Raw genomic sequence first — 19,543 nt, forward strand, 5'->3', positions numbered from 1 at the left:
TCGCCGCCATGTCCTCGTGCCAAGGGGCGGTCAGCCGAGCAGGATCACCTCCAGGGTGCGCGGGCCGTGCACGCCCTCCACCCGGTCCAGTTCGATGTCGCTGGTGGCCGACGGCCCCGAGATCCACGTCAACGGCCGGGCGGGATCAAGGCGTTCAAGGGCCTGCGGGACGGAGGAGACGACCTGGTCCGGGACGCGGACGACACAGATGTGGTGGTCCGGGACGAGCGAGATCCGGCGCCGGCCCTGGTCCGGGGAGCCGTCGAGGACGATCGTGCCGGTCTCCGCGATCGCGACCGCGCACGCCGTGACCACACTCCCGGCCCGGTCGAGGTCGGGCGGCGTGCTCTCCGCCCGGTCGGCGACCCGGGTGACGTCCGCCGCGGCCAGCCAGGCCTCGTCCAGCCCGGGCGGCACCACCACCGGGCCCGCGTTCCGCTCGGCCAGCAACCGGCCGATCAGGGACGGGAGTTCGGAAGCGCTGCTGCGGTACACGAGCGCCCGGTAGTCCGCCAGGTTCTCCGCCAGCAGCTCCACCGTCTGCTCGACGGTCCGCTCCCCGTGCTCGCGCAGGTAGTCCCGGGGCACCGCCTCCTCGTACGGCCCCTCCTCCGGTGTCACGTCCGCGAGCGCGCGCCGCACCCGGCCCAGGACCCGTTCCCTGCTGCTCACTTGGTGCCGTCCTTTCCGCCGTGCGTGCGCTGCCACCAGTCCCGGAAGGGTTCCCGCGGCACGGCCGGCAGGTCGCGGGTGCCGCTCCAGGCACGGCCGGGGCCCGGCAGCGTACGCGGGTGCAGCCGGCGGGTACGGGAGGCCAGCCGCTGGCCGGTGCGCAGGGCGCCCGGGTGGCTGAACGCCCAGCGTGCCGCCCGCATCGCCGCCCGTTCGGCCGTGTGCCCCTTCGCCGGCTGGAGCACCACCTTGTTGCCCTGCCGTACCGCAGGACCGCCCTCCACGACCCGCTCGCGCAGGTGCACCAGCACCTCGGGGATGTCGATGGCGACCGGACACACCTCGTAGCAGGCCCCGCACAGGCTCGACGCGTACGGCAGCGAGGCGTCGATCTCGCTCGCGGTGCCCCGCAGCTGGGGGCTGAGGATGGCGCCGATGGGGCCCGGGTAGACCGAGCCGTAGGCGTGCCCGCCGGCCCGCTCGTACACCGGGCACACGTTCAGGCAGGCGGAGCAGCGGATGCAGCGCAGGGCCTGGCGGCCGACCTCGTCGGCGAGCGTGTCGGTACGGCCGTTGTCCAGCAGGACCAGGTGGAAGGTGCGCGGGCCGTCCTCGTCCGTGGTGCCCGTCCACATGCTGGTGTACGGGTTCATGCGCTCGGCGGTGGAGGAGCGGGGGAGGGTCTGCAGGAAGACCTCCAGGTCCCGCCAGGCGGGCACGACCTTCTCGATGCCGACGACCGAGATGAGGGTCTCCGGCAGGGTCAGGCACATCCGGCCGTTGCCCTCGGACTCCACCACGACGAGCGTGCCCGTCTCGGCGACCATGAAGTTGGCGCCGGAGATGCCGACCTTCGCGCGCAGGAACTTCTCCCGCAGGTGCAGCCGGGCGGCCTCGGCGAGTTCGGCGGGTGTGTCCGTCAGGCCCTCCGGGGCCGGGCGGCCCCACGCACCCATCTCGGAGCGGAAGATGTCCCGGATCTCGCCCCGGTTGCGGTGGATGGCGGGGACCAGGATGTGGGAGGGGCGGTCCTTGCCCAACTGCACGATCAGCTCGGCGAGGTCGGTCTCGTAGGCGCGGATGCCCTCGGCCTCCAGGGCTTCGTTGAGGCCGATCTCCTGCGTGGCCATCGACTTGACCTTCACGACCTCCGACTCGCCCGTCTCCTTGACCAGCCGGGCCACGATCCGGTTGGCCTCGTCGGCGTCGGCGGCCCAGTGGACCGTACCGCCCGCCGCGGTGACCGACTCCTCCAACTGCACGAGGTACCGGTCGAGATGGCGCAGCGTGTGGTCCTTGATCCGCCTGCCCGCCTCGCGCAGGGCCGACCAGTCGGACAGCTCGCCGACCGCCCTGGCCCGTTTGGCGCGGATGGTGTGGGTGGCGTGCCGCAGATTGCCGCGCAGGGTGGGGTTGTGGACGGCGTCCTGCGCGGCCTTCGGGAAGGCCGGCATGCCGAGATACGTTCCGGTCATACCGCCGGTTCCTCCTCCGTGCTCGCCAGGATCTCCGCGATGTGCACCGGCCGCATACCCGTCCGCAGCCGGCTCATCGTGCCGCCGAGGTGCATCAGGCAGGAGTTGTCGGCCGCGCACAGCACCTCCGCGCCCGTCGACTCGGCGTTGCGTACCTTGTCCGCGCCCATCGCCGCCGACACCTCGGCGTTCTTCAGCGCGAACGTGCCGCCGAACCCGCAGCACTCCTCGGCACCGGGCAGCTCGACCAGCTCCAGTCCCTTGACGGCCCGGAGCAGCCGGTCCGGCCGGTCGCCGAGCCCGAGCCCGCGCAGCCCGTGGCAGGTCGGGTGGTAGGTGACCGTGTGCGGGTAGTAGGCGCCGACGTCCGTCACACCGAGCACGTCCACCAGGAACTCGGTCAGCTCGTACGTCTTCGGCACCACCGGAGCCAGCGTCCGTGCCAGGGAGTCCCCCCGCCCCTCGGCCCGGGCCCGCTCGCCCATCCGCGGATACAGCTCCCGCACCATCGCCCCGCACGATCCGGACGGCGTCACGATCGCCTCGTAGTCGCGGAAGACATCGGAGAAATGCCGGGCCAGCGGCTCGGCCTCATGGCGGTACCCGGTGTTGTAGTGTGCCTGCCCACAGCAGCTCTGGCCCATCGGGAAGTCGACGTCGACACCCAGTCTGGTCAGCAGCTTCACCACGGCACGGCCGGTGTCCGGATACAGCGTGTCGTTGACGCAGGTCAGGAACAGGGCGACACGCATCGCGGCTCCTTGGTGTCGGTCATCGGACGAGTGCAGGGTAGTCGGCGGGTCCCGCCGACGGGAGAGCACGGCTCACCGCGTGGCGAGCCGGGCCTCGGCCGACCGCCACCGGCCGGTGTCGCCGCAGGGCGTGTACCGGGTGAGCGGCTGGGTGCGGGTGAGCAGCCGGCGCAGGTCGGCCAGGTCGCCGACGAGTCCCTGTGCGCGGGCCTGCACGAGGACGTTGCCGAGGGCGGCGGCCTCGGTCGCGCCGGCCACCACCGGCAGACCGCAGGCGTCGGCCGTCAGCTGGCACAGCAGCGCGTTGCGGGTGCCGCCGCCGACCAGGTACACCACGTCCACCGGATGATCGGCCAGCCGTTGCGCGTCGACCACGGCCCGCCGGTGGGCGAGGGCGAGGGAGTCGAGGATGCAGCGGGTGATCTCGGCCCGGCTCTCCGGCACCGGCTGCCCCGACGCCCGGCACGCCTCGGCGATCCGCTCCGGCATCCGCCCCGGTGCAAGGAACGCCTCGTCCCCGGCGTCCACCACCGAGCGCAGCGTCGGCACGGTGGCCGCCTCCCGCAGCAGCACCCCCAGATCCGGCTCCCCCCAGGCCCGTACGCACTCCTGGAGCAGCCACAGCCCCATGATGTTGCGCAGATAGCGGACGGTGCCGTCGAGCCCCAGCTCGTTGGTGAAGTTCGCGGCCCGGCTCTTCTCGGTGAGCACCGGAGCGCGCAGTTCGAGGCCGGCCAGCGACCAGGTGCCGGTGCAGATGTAGGCGAAGCGCTCACCGGCCGCCGCCGGGACGGCCGCCACCGCGGAGGCGGTGTCGTGCGAGCCGACGGTGGTCACCGGCACCGGACCGGTCAGTCCCGTCTCCGCCAGCACCTGCGGCCGCAGCGTCCCGGCCGGATCGCCCGGCTGCCGCAGCGGCGCGAACAGGCCGAGGTCGATGCCGAGCCGGTCGGCGGTCTCGTAGGACCAGTCACGGGTCCGGGGGTCGATCAGCTGGGTGGTGGAGGCGTTGGTCAGCTCGGTGCCCTGCTCGCCGGTGAGCCAGTACGTCAGCAGGTCCGGGATGAGCAACAGCCGTTTTGCAAGGGTAAGTTGGGTCGTCGAACGGGCGGCCGTGAGCTGGTAGAGGGTGTTGAACGGCGCGTACTGGAGGCCGGTGGCCGCGTACAGCCGGTCGGCCGGCACGGTCGACCACACCTTCTCCGCGACCCCCTCGGTACGGCCGTCCCGGTAGTGCACCGGGTTGCCGAGCAGGGCCCCGTCGGCGTCCAGCAGGCCGTAGTCGACGGCCCAGCTGTCCACGCCCACGGAGTCCACCTGCCCGGCCGCCCGCAACCCGTCCAGGACACCGCCGTACAGCGCGAGGATGTCCCAGCGCAGCCCCTCCGGGAGGCGCACCGGACGGTTGGGGAACCGGTGGGCCTCGCTCAGCTCCACCGAGTCCGGGCTCACCCGCCCGACCATCACCCGCCCGCTGGAGGCGCCGAGATCGACCGCCGCGTACGACTTCACTTCGGCGCTCATCGCAGGAAAGCGGCCGCCACACCCGCGTCGACCGGGATGTGCAGACCGGTGGTGTGCGTGAGGTCCCCGCCGGTGAGCGCGAACACCGCGTTCGCCACGTGCTCGGGCAGCACCTCCCGCTTGAGGATGGTCCGCTGCGCGTAGAACTCGCCCAGCTTCTCCTCCCGCACCCCGTACACCGCGGCCCGCTGCGCACCCCAGCCGCCCGCGAAGATCCCGGACCCCCGCACCACCCCGTCCGGGTTGACCCCGTTGACGCGGATCCCGTGCTCACCCAACTCGGCGGCGAGCAGCCGTACCTGGTGGGCCTGGTCGGCCTTGGTGGCGGAGTAGGCGATGTTGTTCGGCCCGGCGAAGACGGCGTTCTTCGAGGCGATGTACACGATGTCGCCGCCCAGCCCCTGCGCGGTCATCACCCGGGCCGCCTCCCGCGACACGAGGAACGACCCGCGGGCCATGATGTCGTGCTGGAGATCCCAGTCCTGCACCGACGTCTCCAGCAGCGGCTTGGAGATGGAGATCCCGGCGTTGTTGACGACGAGGTCGACCCCGCCGAAGGCGAGCACGGCCGCCTTGAACGCGGCGGCGATCTGCTCCTCGGACGTGACGTCGACGGTGACGGAGACGGCCTTGTCCGGCCCGCCCAGCTCCTCGGCGACGGCCGCGGCGTTCTCGCCGTTCAGGTCGGCGACGACGACGCACGCCCCCTCGGCCGCCAGCCGGTGCGCGATTGCCTTCCCGATTCCGCTGCCGGCCCCCGTCACGAGCGCGACGCGCGTGGCGAGCGGCTTGGGCTCGGGCATCCGCCGGAGCTTGGCCTCCTCCAGCGCCCAGTACTCGATCCGGAACTTCTCGGCTTCCTCGATCGGCGCGTACGACGAGACGGCCTCCGCGCCCCGCATCACGTTGATGGCGTTGACGTAGAACTCGCCGGCCACGCGCGCGGTCTGCTTGTCCTTGCCGAAGGAGAACATGCCGACGCCCGGCACGAGCACGACGGCGGGATCGGCGCCGCGCATGGCGGGGGAGTCGGGCAGGGCGTGCCGCCGGTAGTAGGCGGCGTACTCCTCCCGGTAGCCGGCGTGCAGCTCCCGCAGCCGGGCGACGGCCTCGTCCAGCGGCGCGGCCGGCGGCAGGTCCAGCACGAGCGGCCGTACCTTGGTGCGCAGGAAGTGGTCCGGGCAGGAGGTGCCCAGGGCGGCCAGCCGGGGGTGCTCGGCGCGCGCCAGGAAGTCGAGCACGACCTCGGCGTCGGTGAAGTGTCCGACCTGCGGCTTGTCCTGGGAGGCGAGCGCGCGGACGTACGGCGCGAGGGCGGCCGCCCGCTCCCTCCGCTCGGCCTCGGGCAGCGCCGCGTACCCCTCGACGACCGGCCCGAACGGCTCCGCCTTCCCCTTCTCGGCGAGGAACGCCTCGGCGGTGCGGATGATGTGCAGCGAGTTGCGCTCGCACTCCTCGGACGAGTCGCCCCAGGCGGTGATGCCGTGCCCGCCCAGGATGCAGCCGACGGCCTGCGGGTTGGCGGCCTTGATCGCGGCGATGTCCAGCCCCAGCTGGAACCCGGGCCGCCGCCACGGCACCCACACCACGCTGTCCCCGAAGCACTCGGCGGTCAGCTTCTCCCCGTCGGCCGCGCAGGCGAGCGCGATACCGGAGTCCGGGTGGAGGTGATCGACGTGCGGGGCGTCGACCAGCCCGTGCATGGCGGTGTCGATCGAGGGCGCGGCCCCGCCCCTGCCGTGCAGGCAGTAGTCGAAGGCGCCGACCATCTCGTCCTCGCGCTCGACCCCGGGATACACCTCGGCCAGGGCCCGCAGCCGGTCAAGCCGCAGCACGGCCAGCCCGCCTTCGGTGAGCGTGCCGAGGTCACCACCGGACCCCTTCACCCACATCAGCTCCACCTCGCCCCCGGTGACGGGATCGGTGGCGGAGCCCTTGGCGGACGCGTTCCCGCCGGCGTAGTTGGTGTTACGGGGATCGGAGCCGAGCCGGTGCGAACGGGTGAGCAGAGCGGCGACTTCGGGACGGGTGGTCATGAGTGCGGGTTCCTTTCCAGGAGAGGGGAGGGGCCAAAGGGGTGCGGGGAACTGCGCGACAAGCCACGACGCACCCGCACCCCGCTACGGCGCTCAAGAGGCAGAGGCTCACGCCCCCCAACCGGCCTGCTCCCCGCCCACCCGCTCGGCGACGATCTTCTCGCCCCACCCGGACCGGGCATACGCGCCCATCGGATCGGGATCCAGCCCCGACTCCTCCCGGACCTCGCCCAGAAGCCCCCGCACATCCGTGTTGTACGCGTCCATCAGCACGGCGTTGGCCCCCAGTACATCCCCGGCCCCCTGAGCCGCAGCCAACGCCTCACGGTCGACCAGCAGAGCTTTGGCCGTGGCCTCCTGCACATTCATCACCGACCGGATGATCGCCGGGATCTTCGCCTCGATGTTGTGGCACTGGTCGAGCATGAACGCGACGTCGGAGGTGAATCCCCCGCCCCGGATCACCTCGTACATGATCCGGAACAGCTGGAAGGGATCGGCCGCCCCCACCATCAGGTCGTCGTCGGCGTAGAACCGCGAATTGAAGTCGAACCCGCCGAGCTTCCCCTCCCGAAGAAGCGTCGCCACGATGAACTCGATGTTGGTCCCCGGCGCGTGGTGCCCGGTGTCGACGACCACCTGGGCCTTGTCGCCGAGCTTCAGACAGTGCGCGTAGGCGGTTCCCCAGTCCGGGACGTCGGTCGTGTAGAAGGCCGGCTCGAAGAACTTGTACTCCAGCAGCATCCGCTGTCCCTCGCCGAGCCGCTCGTACACCTCGGCCAGCCCCTCGGCGAGCCGGTCCTGCCGGGCGCGGATGTCGTCCTGCCCGGGATAGTTCGTCCCGTCGGCGAACCACAGCTTCAGATCCCGCGACCCGGTGGCGTCCATGATGTCCACGCACCGCAGCAGGTGGTCGACGGCCTTGCGCCGCACCGCCGCGTCCGGGTGGCAGATGCTGCCCAGCTTGTAGTCGTCGTCCTGGAAGGTGTTGGAGTTGATCGCGCCCAGCCGGACGCCCCGTTCCTCGGCGTACTTCGCGAGGGCCGCGTAGTCCTCCACGGTGTCCCAGGGGATGTGCAGGGCGACGGTCGGCGCTACCCCGGTGAAGGCGTGCACCTGTGCCGCGTCCTGCAGCTTCTCCCAGGGCGAGCGCGGCACCCCGGCCTGCGCGAAGACCTTGAAGCGGGTCCCGGAGTTCCCGTACGCCCACGACGGCGTCTCGACGGCCTGGGTCTTGAGCGCGGCCTTCACCGCGGCGAGGTCGGTCACTTCAGGGCTCCTGTGATGTCGGGCGGTACGACTGAGCATATGAAACGATTCAGAACGGCAAGCTAGGGGCCGTCCGGAGGGGTGTCAAGCAGTCCGGTCGACCCGGCTTTCCGTGATGCCGCCGTGACCTCCGGCTATCGAAATTTTTTCGATACGGACCCATTGACGTGACATGACTGCGGTGCCTACCGTCCGGCCATCCCCTTGAAACCTTTCACGACCCCGTGGCGGCCCCGCGGCCCTGCCGCCGGTGTCGTCGAGGAGCCCCCATGACCCACCCGCCTGACACGGGACCGGCCCCGGTGCTGGCGCTGAAGGGCGTTTCCAAGTCCTTCGGCGCCGTACGCGCCCTGCGGGACGTCTCCCTGGAGCTGCTGCCCGGCGAGGTCCACGCCCTCGCCGGCGAGAACGGCGCGGGCAAGTCGACGCTGATCAAGACGCTCGCCGGAGTGCACCGGCCGGACGCCGGTCAGGTACTGCTCGACGGCGAGCCCGTCGTCTTCCACGGTCCCGGCGACGCCCGTGACGCCGGTATCGCCGTGATCTACCAGGAGCCCACGCTCTTCCCGGACCTGTCGATCGCCGAGAACATCTTCATGGGCCGCCGGCCCAGGCGGGCCCTCGGCCGCATCGACCACAAGGCCACCCACGCGGCCACCGCCGCCCTGATGAAGCGGCTCGGTGTCGGCCTCGACCCCGACCGGCCCGCCCGCGGTCTGTCCATCGCGGACCAGCAGATCGTGGAGATCGCCAAGGCGCTGTCCTTCGACGCCCGGGTGCTGATCATGGACGAGCCGACCGCCGCCCTGACCGGCAGCGAGGTCGCCCGGCTCTTCGGCGTCGTACGCACCCTGCGCGAACAGGGCGCGGCCGTGCTGTTCATCTCGCACCGGCTGGAGGAGATCTTCGAGATCTGCCAGCGGGTGACCACCCTGCGGGACGGCGCCTGGATCGCCAGCGAGCCGCTCACCGGGATGACCGAGGACGACCTGGTGCGCCGGATGGTCGGCCGCGACCTGGCCGAGCTGTACCCCAAGCAGGACGTCGTCCCGGGCGAGGTGGCCCTGAGCGTCCGCCGGCTGACCCGCGAGGGCGTCTTCACGGACGTCTCCTTCGAGGTGCGGTGCGGCGAGATCGTCGGCCTCGCCGGGCTCGTGGGTGCCGGCCGTACCGAGGTGGCCCGCGCGGTGTTCGGTGTCGACCGCTGGGACGGCGGCGAGGTCGAGGTCACCGGACAAAGGCTCACCAAGGGCGCACCCTCCGTCGCGATGGCGGCGGGGCTGGCCCTGGTCCCGGAGGACCGGCGGGCGCAGGGCCTGGTGATGGACATGTCCATCGAGCGGAACATCGGCCTGACCGGGCTGCGTACGACCGCCCGGGCGGGCCTGATGAACCGGGGCGCCGAGCGCAGCCGCTCCCTGGACTGGGCGGTCAAGCTCCAGGTGAAGTACGCCCGCATCGCGGACGCCGTCGCCACCCTGTCCGGCGGCAACCAGCAGAAGGTCGTCCTCGCCAAGTGGCTCGCCACCGGCCCGAAGGTGCTGATCGTGGACGAGCCGACGCGCGGGATCGACGTCGGCACCAAGGCCGAGGTGCACCGGCTGCTGAGCGAACTGGCCGCCGACGGCGTCGCCGTCCTGATGATCTCGTCCGACCTGCCGGAGATCCTCGGCATGGCCGACCGGGTGCTCGTGATGCACGAGGGCCGGATCACCGCCGAGATCCCCCGTTCCGAAGCCACCGAGGAGACCGTGATGGCCGCTGCCACCGGGAGGGCCGCCGCATGACGGTGACCACCACGGACGAGACCCCCGTCGCCGGGGTGCCCCGGTCGAGCGGCACCCGGCTGGTCGACCGCGTCTTCAGGATGCGGGAACTCGCGATCCTGGCCGTCTTCCTGGTGATGATCGTGGTCACCCAGGCCGGCAACAGCGAATTCCTCTCCGAGCAGGGCATCAAGGACCTGCTGCTCAACGCGACGATCCTGGTGCTGGTCGCCACCGGCCAGTCGCTGGTCGTCCTCACCCGCAACGTCGACCTGTCCGTCGGCTCCACCCTAGGCATCAGCGCCTTCGCCACCGGCACCTGTCTGCACGGCGGCGGCAACCCGGTCGTCGCAATCCTCCTGGCCGTACTGCTCGGCATCGGCTTCGGGCTGCTCAACGGGCTGCTGGTCAGCCTGGGCCAGGTGCCCGCGCTGGTCGTCACCCTCGGCACCCTGTACATCATCCGGGGCCTCGACTCCATCTGGGTCGGCTCCCGGCAGATCACCGCGGCCGACCTGCCCGGCGGCTTCGTGGACTTCGGCTCCGGCGGCCTGTCCGCGATGCCCTGGCTGGCCGTGATCGCCCTGGTGGTGCTGCTGGCGACGGGCTACTACCTCAGGCACTACGGCAGCGGGCGGGAGCTGTACGCCCTCGGGTCCAACCCGGAGGCGGCCCGGCTGGCCGGCATCCCGGTGCGCAAGCGCATCCTGGCCGCGTACACCTTCTGCGGCGCGCTCGCCGGGCTCGCCGGAGCGATGTACCTGGCCCGGTTCGGCAACGTCGACTCCGGCACCGGCAACGGCTACGAACTCACCGTCGTCAGCGCCGTCGTGGTCGGCGGCATCGCCTTCACCGGCGGCTCCGGCAGCGTCTACGGCGCCGCCCTCGGCGCCCTGCTGCTCACCTCGATCAACAGCGTGCTCCCCGCGCTCGGCGTCAGCTCCGTGTGGGTGCTGGCCATCAACGGCGTCCTGCTGCTGCTCGCCATCGCCGTCGACCGGATCGTGGCGCTGCGCGTGGCCGCCGCCCTGAAGAAGAAGCCGGCCCCGAGGAGGACCGCCATGGCGAAGGAGAAGGCCGGTGCCTGAGTCGCTCACCCGCGCGGTCCGCTGGGACACGGTCGTCGGCGCGCTGCTGGTCGTCCTGCTGTTGCTCTCCTTCGGTCTCGTCGACGGCTTCGGCAACGCGCTCAACCTGTCGTTCCTGCTCGGCAACACGCTGCCGATCGCGCTGATCGCCCTGCCGATGACCCTCCTGGTCGTCGCCGGCGAGATCGACCTGTCCGTCGCGTCCACGGCCGGCCTGTCCGGCGCGGTGCTGGGCAAGCTGTGGAACGAGGGCATGGCCATCGAGCAGATCATCCCGCTGTGCCTGCTGCTGGGCGTGGTGTGCGGGCTGGTCAACGGGCTGCTGGTGACCCGGCTCGGGCTGCCGTCGCTCGCGGTGACCATCGGCACGCTGGCCGCGTACCGCGGTGTCGCACAGATCGTGCTCGGCTCCGACGCGGTGACCGACTTCCCCACCCAGTACCTCGACTTCGCGGCCGGCCGCGTCGCAGACTCCTTCCTGCCGCAGGCCTTCCTGCCCTTCCTGGTGCTGCTGGCGATCGCCGTGGTCGTCCTGCACGCCACGCCGTTCGGGCGGTCGCTGTTCGCGATCGGAGCGGGGGAGGAGGCGGCACGGTTCGCCGGGATCCGGGTGAAGCGGACGAAGCTCGTGCTGTTCGTCGCCACGGGGGCCATGTCGGCGCTGACCGGTGTGTTCTGGGCGCTGCACTACGCCAGTGCGCGCTACGACAACGCCACCGGGCTCGAACTGTCCGTCGTCGCCGCCGTGCTGCTGGGCGGGATCGACTTCGACGGCGGCAAGGGCACGATCGGCGGCGCGATCGCCGGTGTCTTCCTGCTCGGTGCGTTGCAGAACGTGATGAGTCTGCTGAACGTCTCGGCCCAGTCGCAGATCGTGGTGACCGGTGCGCTGCTCGTTGTGTCCGTGCTCGGGCCACGGGTGGCTCGGCAGATCGCCGTGGCGCGACAGTCCGTCTGACTGCTGCCGTCCTTGTGGCTGGTCGCGCCCGCGCGGCGGAGCCGCACATCGATACCGCCCCACGCCCCTGACGGGGCGCCCCGTCACTCCTCCTGGTAAGGAACTCTCCGCATGCGTAAGTCCTGCCTCACCCTCGTCACCGTGACCTCCCTCGCCCTCTCCCTCACCGCCTGTGGCGGCACCACCAAGAGTGACGTCAAGGACGACAACTCCGCCGCCGTCCCCGCAGGGAAGGCCGATCCGAACGCGGCCACCAAGAAGGGGCTGACCGTGGGCTTCCTGCCCAAGCAGGTCAACAACCCCTACTTCACCACCGCCGACAAGGGCGGTGAGAAGGCGCTCGCCGAACTCGGCTCGAAGTACAAGGAGGTGGGCCCGAGCAGCGCCACCGACACCGCAGGTCAGGTGAGTTACGTCAACACGCTCACCCAGCAGCGGGTGGACGCCATGGCCGTCTCCGCGCAGGACCCGGGTGCGCTGTGCACCGCGCTGAAGCAGGCCATGAGCAACGGAACGAAGGTCGTCACCTACGACTCCGACACCAGCCCCGGCTGCCGCAACGCCTTCGTCTCGCAGGCCGGCGCCGAGGACCTGGGCCGTACCGAGGTGCAGCTGCTCGCCGAGCAGATCGGGTACAAGGGCGAGATCGCGATCCTGTCGGCCGCGCAGACCGCGACCAACCAGAACACCTGGATCGGCTACATGAAGGACGAGCTGAAGGACCCCAGGTACAAGGACGTCAAGCTCGTCAAGATCGCGTACGGGAACGACGACGCGCAGCAGTCCTTCCAGCAGACCCAGGGCCTGCTCCAGCAGTACCCGAACCTGAAGGGGATCATCTCCCCGACCACCGTCGGCATCAAGGCCGCCGCCCAGTACCTGTCGGGCTCCAAGTACAAGGGCAAGGTCAAGCTGACCGGCCTCGGCACGCCGAACGACATGCGCAAGTACGTCGAGAACGGCACCGTCGACGCCTTCGAACTGTGGGACCCGGCCAAGCTCGGCGACCTGGCCGCGCGGACCGCGGTCGCGCTGGCCTCCGGGCAGATCACCGGCAAGGAGGGCGAGACCTTCAAGGCCGGCGGCACGACGTACACCATCGGCAGGGACGGCGTGATCAGCCTGGGCAAGCCGACCGTGTTCGACGCCAAGAACATCGACCAGTTCGACTTCTGAGACCGGGGACCGTTGATGCAGCGCGTGTGTTTCCTGCTGAAAGTCCGGGCGGACCGGCTCGACGAGTACCGCGAACGGCACGCGGCCGTCTGGCCGGAGATGCTCGACGCCCTGAAGGCGACGGGCTGGCACAACTACTCGCTGTTCCTGCGCGAGGACGGCCTGCTCGTCGGCTACCTGGAGACGGAGGACTTCGCCGCCGCGCAGGCGGGCATGGCGGCCACCGACGTCAACGCCCGCTGGCAGGCGGAGATGGCGCCGTTCTTCGAGTCACTGGACGGCGACCGCCCCGACGAGGCCATGAAACCGCTCACCGAAGTGTTCCACCTCGCCTGACCACCTGGAGCCGAACATGAGACGACGCACCGTGCTGGCCGGCGCCCTCGCCGCCTCCGTCACGGCCGCCGGAACCGCACGGGCGGCCGTCCCGGGCCCGTCGGTCACCAGCAGGGGCACCACCCGACTCGACTCCCAGGCCGTCTACTTCGTCTCCTACGACGGCCTGGTCAACAACAACTCCTTCCAGAAGAACGGCCTGCTGACCTACAAGGGCCACCAGTACGCCGCCTGGTACACGGCGAGCCGCAACGCGGTCGTGGCCCGCCGGGTCCTCGGCGACGGCACCTGGTCGACGGTCACCCTGCCGCACCGGCTGAAGGCCGACGACTCCCACAACGTCATCTCCATGGGCGTCTCCGCGACCGACGGCCGCCTGCACCTGAACATGGACTCCCACAGCGACGGCTTCTTCTACGTCAAGTCCGTCGCCGGGCTGCTGGACAGTCCCGCGTCCACGGCCTGGACCGCGTCCGTCTTCGGTGCCGTCCAGACGACCCTCGACGGGCTCGCGCTCACCTCGCAGTTCACCTACCCGCAGTTCGTCGCCACCCCCGAGGGCCGGCTCCAGCTCAGCTACCGCGCCGGCGTCTCCGGCAACGGCCGCAACGCCCTCGCCGAGTACGACGGTTCACGCTGGACCGCGCTGGGAGAGTGGACCAGTGCGACCGGCACGTACACCAGCGAGCACGGCTCCAGCACCGCCCGGAACATGTACCTGCACGGCATCGACTACGACACGCGGGGCCGGCTGCACGCCCTGTTCACCTGGCGGGAGCAGAACGCGGCCGTCATGTGCAGCGGCGGCGGCATCACCAACCACGACACCGGCTACGTCTGGTCCGACGACCGCGGCCGTACCTGGCGCAACGACGCGGGCACCGTCGTCGGCACCACCGGCGGGTCCGACAGGGTCGCCGTCGGCGACAGCGGTCTCGTCGTGGACCCGCTGAACCCGGACCACTCGCTGATGAACCAGGAGAGCCAGTCCACCGACTCGGCCGGCCGGCCGCACGCGATCATCAGCTACGTCCCGGGCCGCTTCGGCCGGTGCACCACGGACTACGTCGCCGACCGCACCGCCCACGCACGCGCCTTTTACCTGCGCAAGACCGCCTCCGGCGGCTGGCAGAAGACCGAGATCCCGGTCCCGCTCGGCTCCAGCCAGCGCACCAAGCTGATCCTGGACCGGTACGACAACGCCTACGCCGTGTTCCCGTTCGGCCGGATCGCCGCGGCCTCCCACGCCTCCGGCCACACCGACTGGACGCTCCTGTTCGACGGCGGCGGGCTGAACGCCTTCGGCGAGGTGGTGGTCGACGAGACCCGAGTCCGGGCGGACAACGTCCTGTCGTTCCTGTACCAGGAGAAGTCCACCGGCACCACGCCCTCGCCCCTGCACGTGGCCGACTTCGCCCTGCCGGCGTGACGGTAATGTGAAGGCCGCCCCGCCGCATCCCGTCCCTGGAGGTCTGAAGCCCGATGGCCCAGTCGGTGGGTATCAAGGACGTCGCCCGCGCCGCCGGAGTGTCGGTGGGCACCGTGTCCAACGTCATCAACCGCCCGGACACCGTCGCCGACGAGACCCGTGCCCGGGTGCTGTCCGCGATCGACCGGCTCGGCTACGTCCGCAGCGAGTCGGCGCGCCAGCTGCGGGCCGGCCGCAGCCGGATCATGGGGCTGCTCGTGCTCGACATGGGCAACCCGTTCTTCGTGGACGTAGCGCGCGGCGCCGAGCGGGCGGCCCGGGCGGCGGGCCTCGGCGTGATGGTGTGCAACAGCGCGCAGAACGCGGGCGAGGAGGCGGAGTACCTCTCGCTCTTCGCCGAGCAGCGGGTGCGGGGCGTGCTGCTCACCCCGGCCGACGCCACCGGCCGCAACATCGAGGCCTTCCGTCGGCACGGCATCCCGTTCGTGCTGGTCGACCGGGTCGCCGAGGGCACCACCGAATGTTCGGTGAGCGTCGACGACGTGGCGGGCGGCGCGCTCGCGGTCCGGCACCTGGTGGACGCCGGGCACCGCTCGATCGCCTACGTCAGCGGGCCGCCCTCACTCAACCAGGTCCGCGACCGCCGCACCGGCGCGCTGAACGCCCTCGCCGAGGCCGGCCTCGGCCCCGACGCCCTGCGCGAACTGCCCACCGAACGGCTCGACGTGGCCGCCGGCCGGGACGCGGGCGCCCGGCTGCTCGGCCTCGCCGACCGGCCCACCGCCGTCTTCTGCGCCAACGACCTGCTCGCCCTCGGCGTCCTCCAGGCCATGTACGCGGCGGGTGTCACCGTCCCGGACGACCTCGCGATCGTCGGCTACGACGACATCGAGTTCGCCGCAGCGGCCGCCGTACCCCTCACCTCGGTACGGCAGCCCGCCGTCACGATGGGTGCCCTCGCCGCCGAACTGCTGCTGGAGGAGACCGAGCAGCACGAGGGCGAGCGGAAGCGGACGCACGAGCACCGGCGGGTGGTCCTCCAGCCGGAGCTGGTGGTGCGCCGCTCCAGTCTCGCCGCGCGGTGAAGGACCGTACTGACCGGAAGTTCAGTGACAATCCATGATCCCGGGGCTCGGCGCGCGCCCGCTGATGTGCTCAACTGGGACACGCCCAGACCGTCCGTCCCAGGAGACCCGTTGAGCCTCAGCTACCGTCAGCCCGGCGTCGTCCTCACCGACCGCCACTTCACCGTGCCCCTCGACCACGCCGACCCGGGCGGCGAGACCATCGAGCTGTACGCCCGTGAGGCGGTGGCGAGCGACAAGGCCGGGCAGGACCTGCCCTGGCTGGTGTATCTGCAGGGCGGTCCCGGCTTCGGGGCGAATCGTTTCGTCGGACGGCAGGCCTGGCTCGACCGGGCCCTGAAGGAGTACCGCGTCCTGCTGCTCGACCAGCGCGGCACCGGCCGCTCCACGCCCGCCACCCGGCAGACCCTGCCGCTGCGCGGCGGCCCGGCCGCGCAGGCCGACTACCTCACCTGCTTCCGCGCCGACTCCATCGTCCGCGACTGCGAGGCCATCCGCCCCCAGGTCACCGGCGGCGCCCCGTGGACCGTGCTCGGCCAGAGCTTCGGCGGCTTCTGCACGGTGTCGTACCTCTCCCTCGCCCCCGAGGGCATCGACACCGCGATCGTCACCGGCGGCCTGCCCTCCCTGCACGCCCGCGCCGACGACGTCTACCGGGCCGCCTACCCGCGCATCGAACGCAAGGTCAGCGCGCACTACGCCCGCTACCCGCAGGACGTGGAACGGGCCCGCCGGATCGCCGACCACCTCCTCACCCACGACGTGGTCCTCCCGAACGGCTACCGCTTCACCGTCGAGGCCTTCCAGTCCCTCGGCCTGATGCTCGGCACGAGCGACGGCAGCCACCGGCTGCACCACCTGCTGGAGGACGCCTTCGTCCGCACACCGGCCGGCCCGGAGCTGTCCGACGCCTTCCAGGAGCAGGCCCAGGCCCTGCTGTCGTACGCCGGTCACCCCCTCTACGCCCTCGTCCACGAGGCGATCTACGGCCAGGACGCCCGCCCCACCGCGTGGGCCGCCGAACGCGTCCGCGCCGAGTTCCCGCAGTTCGACGCGGCCAAGGCGCTCACCGGAGACGGCCCGGTGCTCTTCACCGGCGAGACCGTCCACCCCTGGATGTTCGACACCGACCCGGCCCTGCGCCCCCTGCGCGAGACGGCCGAACTGCTCGCCGCCCGCACCGACTGGCGCCCGCTCTACGACCCGGCACGTCTCGCCGCCAACGAGGTCCCGGTCGCCGCGGCCGTCTACCACGACGACATGTACGTCGACACCGCCCACTCCCTGGAGACGGCCGCCGCGATCCGCGGCCTGCGCCCCTGGGTCACCAACGAGTACGAGCACGACGGCCTGCGCGCGGGCGCGCCCCGCGTCCTGGACCGGCTGCTGGCACTGGTGCGCGACGAGGTGTGACGGCGCCGGGCGACAGGGGCGCGGGGAACGGCGCGACAAGCCACGACGCAGCCGCAGCCGCCGCCGAGGGCACGTCGGCAGGTCACTAGGCTGGACCCCATGCCGGATCAGATAGCCGACCCCGCCCCCGACCTGCGCGGCGACTGCGCGCGGTGCTTCGGGCTGTGCTGCGCCGCCCTGCCCTTCGCCCGCTCCGCCGACTTCGCGCTGGATAAGCCCGCGGGCAAGCCCTGCCCCAACCTCCAGGACGACCACCGCTGCGGTATCCACGCCGACCTGCGGACGAAGGGCTTCACCGGCTGCACGGTCTACGACTGCTTCGGCGCCGGCCAGAAGGTCTCGCAGGTCACCTTCGGCGGACAGGACTGGCGTACCGCACCGAAGGAGCACGCGCGCCGGATGTTCGACGTGTTCCCGGTCGTCCGGCAGCTGCACGAGCTGCTGTGGTACCTGACCGAGGCACTCGGGCTGCCCGCCGCCCGGCCCGTCCACCCCGAGCTGCGGCAGGCGCTGGAGAAGACCGAGCGGCTCACCCGGCAGACCCCCGAGGAGCTGGCCGAGCTGGACGTGGCCGCGCACCGGCAGGAGGTCAACGTGCTCCTGCTGCGCACCAGCGAGCTGGCCCGCGCCGGCGCCGGCGGCAAGGGGAAGGGCAGGGGCAAGGGCAAGGACCGGCGGGGCGCGGACCTCATCGGGGCCCGGCTCCGGGGCGCCGACCTGCGGGGGGCGAGCCTGCGCGGCGCATATCTCATCGCCGCCGACCTCACCGGTGCCGACCTGCGCGACGCGGACCTGATCGGTGCCGACCTGCGTGACGCCGACCTCACCGACGCGGATCTCACCGGCGCGTTCTTCCTCACCCAGCCGCAGGTCAACGCGGCCCGGGGCAGCGGGGGGACTCGTCTGCCGGCGTCAGTCAGTCGCCCTGTGCACTGGACAGCGGGCGGCTGAAGGGTGCCGTGAGGTGTCGTCGGCCGTCTGCGGGGTCGTCGTGGCTGGCAGCGCAGTTTCCCGCGCCCCTTCGGGGCGCTGCCGGCGCCGCTCCAGCCGGAGCCGCAGCCCCTCCGGCATCAGCGTCAGGCGTTCGGAGACGGTGAGCCGGTAGCCGGGGTCTGCGTGCAGCTCGTAGCGGCGCAGCAGCAGGCCGAGGACCAGGGTCGCCTCGTGCAGGGCGAACTGGCGGCCGATGCAGGCCCGGGCGCCGGTGCCGAACGGCTTGAAGGTGTGCGGCGGCCGGCCCCGTACGGCCGCCGCGGTGAAGCGGTCCGGGTCGAACCGGTCGGCGTCCTCGCCCCACACCTCCGGCTCGCGGTGCAGCATCGGCGTCAGCACCAGGGCCCACGCGCCCCGGCGCATCGGGTGCTCCCCGGCGAGGACCGTGTCCTGCCGGGCCTCACGGGCGAAGGCGGGCGCCGTCGGCCACAGCCGCAGCGACTCGTCCAGCACCCGGCGGACGTAGCGCAGCTTGGCGATCCGGTCGTAGCCGGGCCGCGGGGTGTCGCCCCAGACCCGGTCGACCTCGGCGCGGGCCCGGGCGGCGATCTCGGGGTGCCGGGCGAGGTAGTGCAGGGCGAAGGAGAGGGCGCCCGAGGTGGTCTCGTGGCCCGCCACCAGGAACGTGATCACCTGCTTGCGGACGTTCTCCGCGGACAGCTTCTCCCCGGTCTCCGGGTGCGCGGTCGCCAGCATCCGGTCCAGCAGGTCCCCCTCGCCGCCACCGGACCGGCGCCGGGCTGCGACCAGGCCGTCGACGGTGCGGTCGAGGTACGCCATGTCGGCCGCGTTGCGCCGGGCGGCGGCACGGAGCAGCAGCGGGGCGAGCGGGCCGGGCACGCTGTTCAACCGCTGGGCGTAGGTGAGGGTGCCGACCATCGCCGTGACGAAGGGGTGCGGGCGGGCCCGCTCGAAGGAGCCGAAGTCGTGCCCGAAGCCGGTCCGGGCGATCGTCTCCAGGGTCAGCCGGGTCATGTCGCCCGGCACGTCCACCGTGCGCCCGGCCGCCAGCTCGCGGTCCCAGTGGTCGGTCAGCCGTCCGGCGACCGCGAGCATCATGCCGTGGTAGCCCTCCATGGCCTCCCGGCTGAACCCGGGCGCCAGGACGTCGTGCGCCAGCTGCCAGTTGGGCTCGTGGTTGTAGGCGGTGAACAGGCCGTCGCCGGCCACCGGCCGCAGATTGGCGACGCCGAGTCCGACGTGCTTGGCGAACCGGGACTCGTCGGCGAGGTCGGCGACCAGCCCGGCCCCCCACACGAACACGAACTCCTTGCCGAAGGCCCGGCGCCGGAATATCGGGCCCAGCTCGCGCGCGAAGCGCATCGAGTCCTGCAGCGGACGCCTCCGGTCGGCGCCGAGCACATCGCCGAGCAGCGGCAGCCGGTGCGGCGGATGCGGTATGCGGTGCAACCCGGGCCAGCCCTGCTCGGCGCTCCGGAAACCCTTCGGCAACCCGGTCCCCGTGGCCCCCGTCGTCTCCGCCATGACGCGATCTCCCTTGATCCAGCGGATGGTTGAAGCAGTGACGCGCGCGTGTTGTACGTGGGTTCAATAACGCGTTCCAGTGTCGT

General features: G+C 71.8%; 16 protein-coding genes. 9 read left to right on the forward strand and 7 right to left on the reverse strand.

The genetic code is table 11. The annotated features are described in order from the left end of the window. Positions 1-30: 30 nt before the first annotated feature. The 6 genes from ACIP4Y_RS20535 to rhaI form a co-directional block, all read right to left on the reverse strand. Complete coding sequence (locus ACIP4Y_RS20535) at positions 31-672, reverse strand: lactate utilization protein C (protein WP_401395290.1); 642 nt, start codon at positions 670-672, stop codon at positions 31-33. Then, positions 669-2,147, reverse strand: a complete 1,479-nt coding sequence (locus ACIP4Y_RS20540; protein ID WP_401395293.1) for a LutB/LldF family L-lactate oxidation iron-sulfur protein — start codon at positions 2,145-2,147, stop codon at positions 669-671. The genes ACIP4Y_RS20535 and ACIP4Y_RS20540 overlap by 4 nt, the downstream gene beginning before the upstream one ends. Next, positions 2,144-2,899, reverse strand: coding sequence for a (Fe-S)-binding protein (locus ACIP4Y_RS20545; RefSeq protein ID WP_401395295.1), 756 nt, complete (start codon positions 2,897-2,899; stop codon positions 2,144-2,146). Before ACIP4Y_RS20545 ends, ACIP4Y_RS20540 begins: the two co-directional genes overlap by 4 nt. Before the next feature lie 72 nt (positions 2,900-2,971). After that, entirely contained in the window at positions 2,972-4,423 is a 1,452-nt protein-coding gene (locus ACIP4Y_RS20550) for a rhamnulokinase family protein (protein WP_401395298.1), read from the reverse strand. Further along, positions 4,420-6,459, reverse strand: a complete 2,040-nt coding sequence (locus ACIP4Y_RS20555) for a bifunctional aldolase/short-chain dehydrogenase (RefSeq protein WP_401395301.1) — start codon at positions 6,457-6,459, stop codon at positions 4,420-4,422. The genes ACIP4Y_RS20550 and ACIP4Y_RS20555 overlap by 4 nt, the downstream gene beginning before the upstream one ends. A gap of 108 nt (positions 6,460-6,567) precedes the next feature. Further along, positions 6,568-7,728, reverse strand: coding sequence for an L-rhamnose isomerase (rhaI, locus tag ACIP4Y_RS20560; protein WP_401395303.1), 1,161 nt, complete (start codon positions 7,726-7,728; stop codon positions 6,568-6,570). A gap of 269 nt (positions 7,729-7,997) precedes the next feature. On the opposite strand from rhaI, the gene ACIP4Y_RS20565 reads away from it, so the two are divergent. The 9 genes from ACIP4Y_RS20565 to ACIP4Y_RS20605 all read left to right on the forward strand — a co-directional run bounded on the left by ACIP4Y_RS20565 (position 7,998) and on the right by ACIP4Y_RS20605 (position 17,930). Then, positions 7,998-9,515 (forward strand): sugar ABC transporter ATP-binding protein, encoded by a 1,518-nt coding sequence (locus ACIP4Y_RS20565; protein WP_401395306.1) that lies wholly within the window; start codon positions 7,998-8,000, stop codon positions 9,513-9,515. Next, positions 9,512-10,582 carry an ABC transporter permease gene (locus ACIP4Y_RS20570; protein ID WP_401395309.1) on the forward strand — a complete coding sequence of 357 codons (1,071 nt, stop codon included), beginning with the start codon at positions 9,512-9,514 and terminating at the stop codon, positions 10,580-10,582. The genes ACIP4Y_RS20565 and ACIP4Y_RS20570 overlap by 4 nt, the downstream gene beginning before the upstream one ends. Beyond that, positions 10,575-11,540, forward strand: coding sequence for an ABC transporter permease (locus ACIP4Y_RS20575; RefSeq protein ID WP_401395312.1), 966 nt, complete (start codon positions 10,575-10,577; stop codon positions 11,538-11,540). Before ACIP4Y_RS20570 ends, ACIP4Y_RS20575 begins: the two co-directional genes overlap by 8 nt. Positions 11,541-11,651: 111 nt before the next feature. Further along, positions 11,652-12,716: a rhamnose ABC transporter substrate-binding protein gene (gene rhaS, locus ACIP4Y_RS20580; RefSeq protein ID WP_401395316.1), complete on the forward strand. Its 1,065-nt coding sequence runs from the start codon at positions 11,652-11,654 to the stop codon at positions 12,714-12,716. 15 nt (positions 12,717-12,731) lie between these two features. After that, positions 12,732-13,052, forward strand: a complete 321-nt coding sequence (locus ACIP4Y_RS20585) for an L-rhamnose mutarotase (protein ID WP_401395319.1) — start codon at positions 12,732-12,734, stop codon at positions 13,050-13,052. 16 nt (positions 13,053-13,068) lie between these two features. Next, positions 13,069-14,481: a BNR repeat-containing protein gene (locus ACIP4Y_RS20590; protein WP_401395322.1), complete on the forward strand. Its 1,413-nt coding sequence runs from the start codon at positions 13,069-13,071 to the stop codon at positions 14,479-14,481. Between the two features lie 53 nt (positions 14,482-14,534). Beyond that, positions 14,535-15,566, forward strand: coding sequence for a LacI family DNA-binding transcriptional regulator (locus ACIP4Y_RS20595; RefSeq protein WP_401395325.1), 1,032 nt, complete (start codon positions 14,535-14,537; stop codon positions 15,564-15,566). Positions 15,567-15,677: 111 nt separating this feature from the next. Further along, entirely contained in the window at positions 15,678-16,979 is a 1,302-nt protein-coding gene (locus tag ACIP4Y_RS20600) for an alpha/beta fold hydrolase (RefSeq protein ID WP_401395328.1), read from the forward strand. Positions 16,980-17,078: 99 nt separating this feature from the next. Continuing rightward, positions 17,079-17,930 carry a pentapeptide repeat-containing protein gene (locus ACIP4Y_RS20605; RefSeq protein ID WP_401395331.1) on the forward strand — a complete coding sequence of 284 codons (852 nt, stop codon included), beginning with the start codon at positions 17,079-17,081 and terminating at the stop codon, positions 17,928-17,930. On the opposite strand, the gene ACIP4Y_RS20610 is transcribed toward ACIP4Y_RS20605, so the two are convergent. Beyond that, on the reverse strand, positions 17,892-19,457 hold the full coding sequence (locus ACIP4Y_RS20610) for a cytochrome P450 (protein WP_401395334.1): 1,566 nt from the start codon (positions 19,455-19,457) through the stop codon (positions 17,892-17,894). The genes ACIP4Y_RS20605 and ACIP4Y_RS20610 overlap by 39 nt on opposite strands. Positions 19,458-19,543: the final 86 nt, after the last annotated feature.

It is taken from the genome of Streptomyces sp. NPDC088810 (genome assembly GCF_044750305.1).
Classification (GTDB): Bacteria; Actinomycetota; Actinomycetes; order Streptomycetales; family Streptomycetaceae; genus Streptomyces.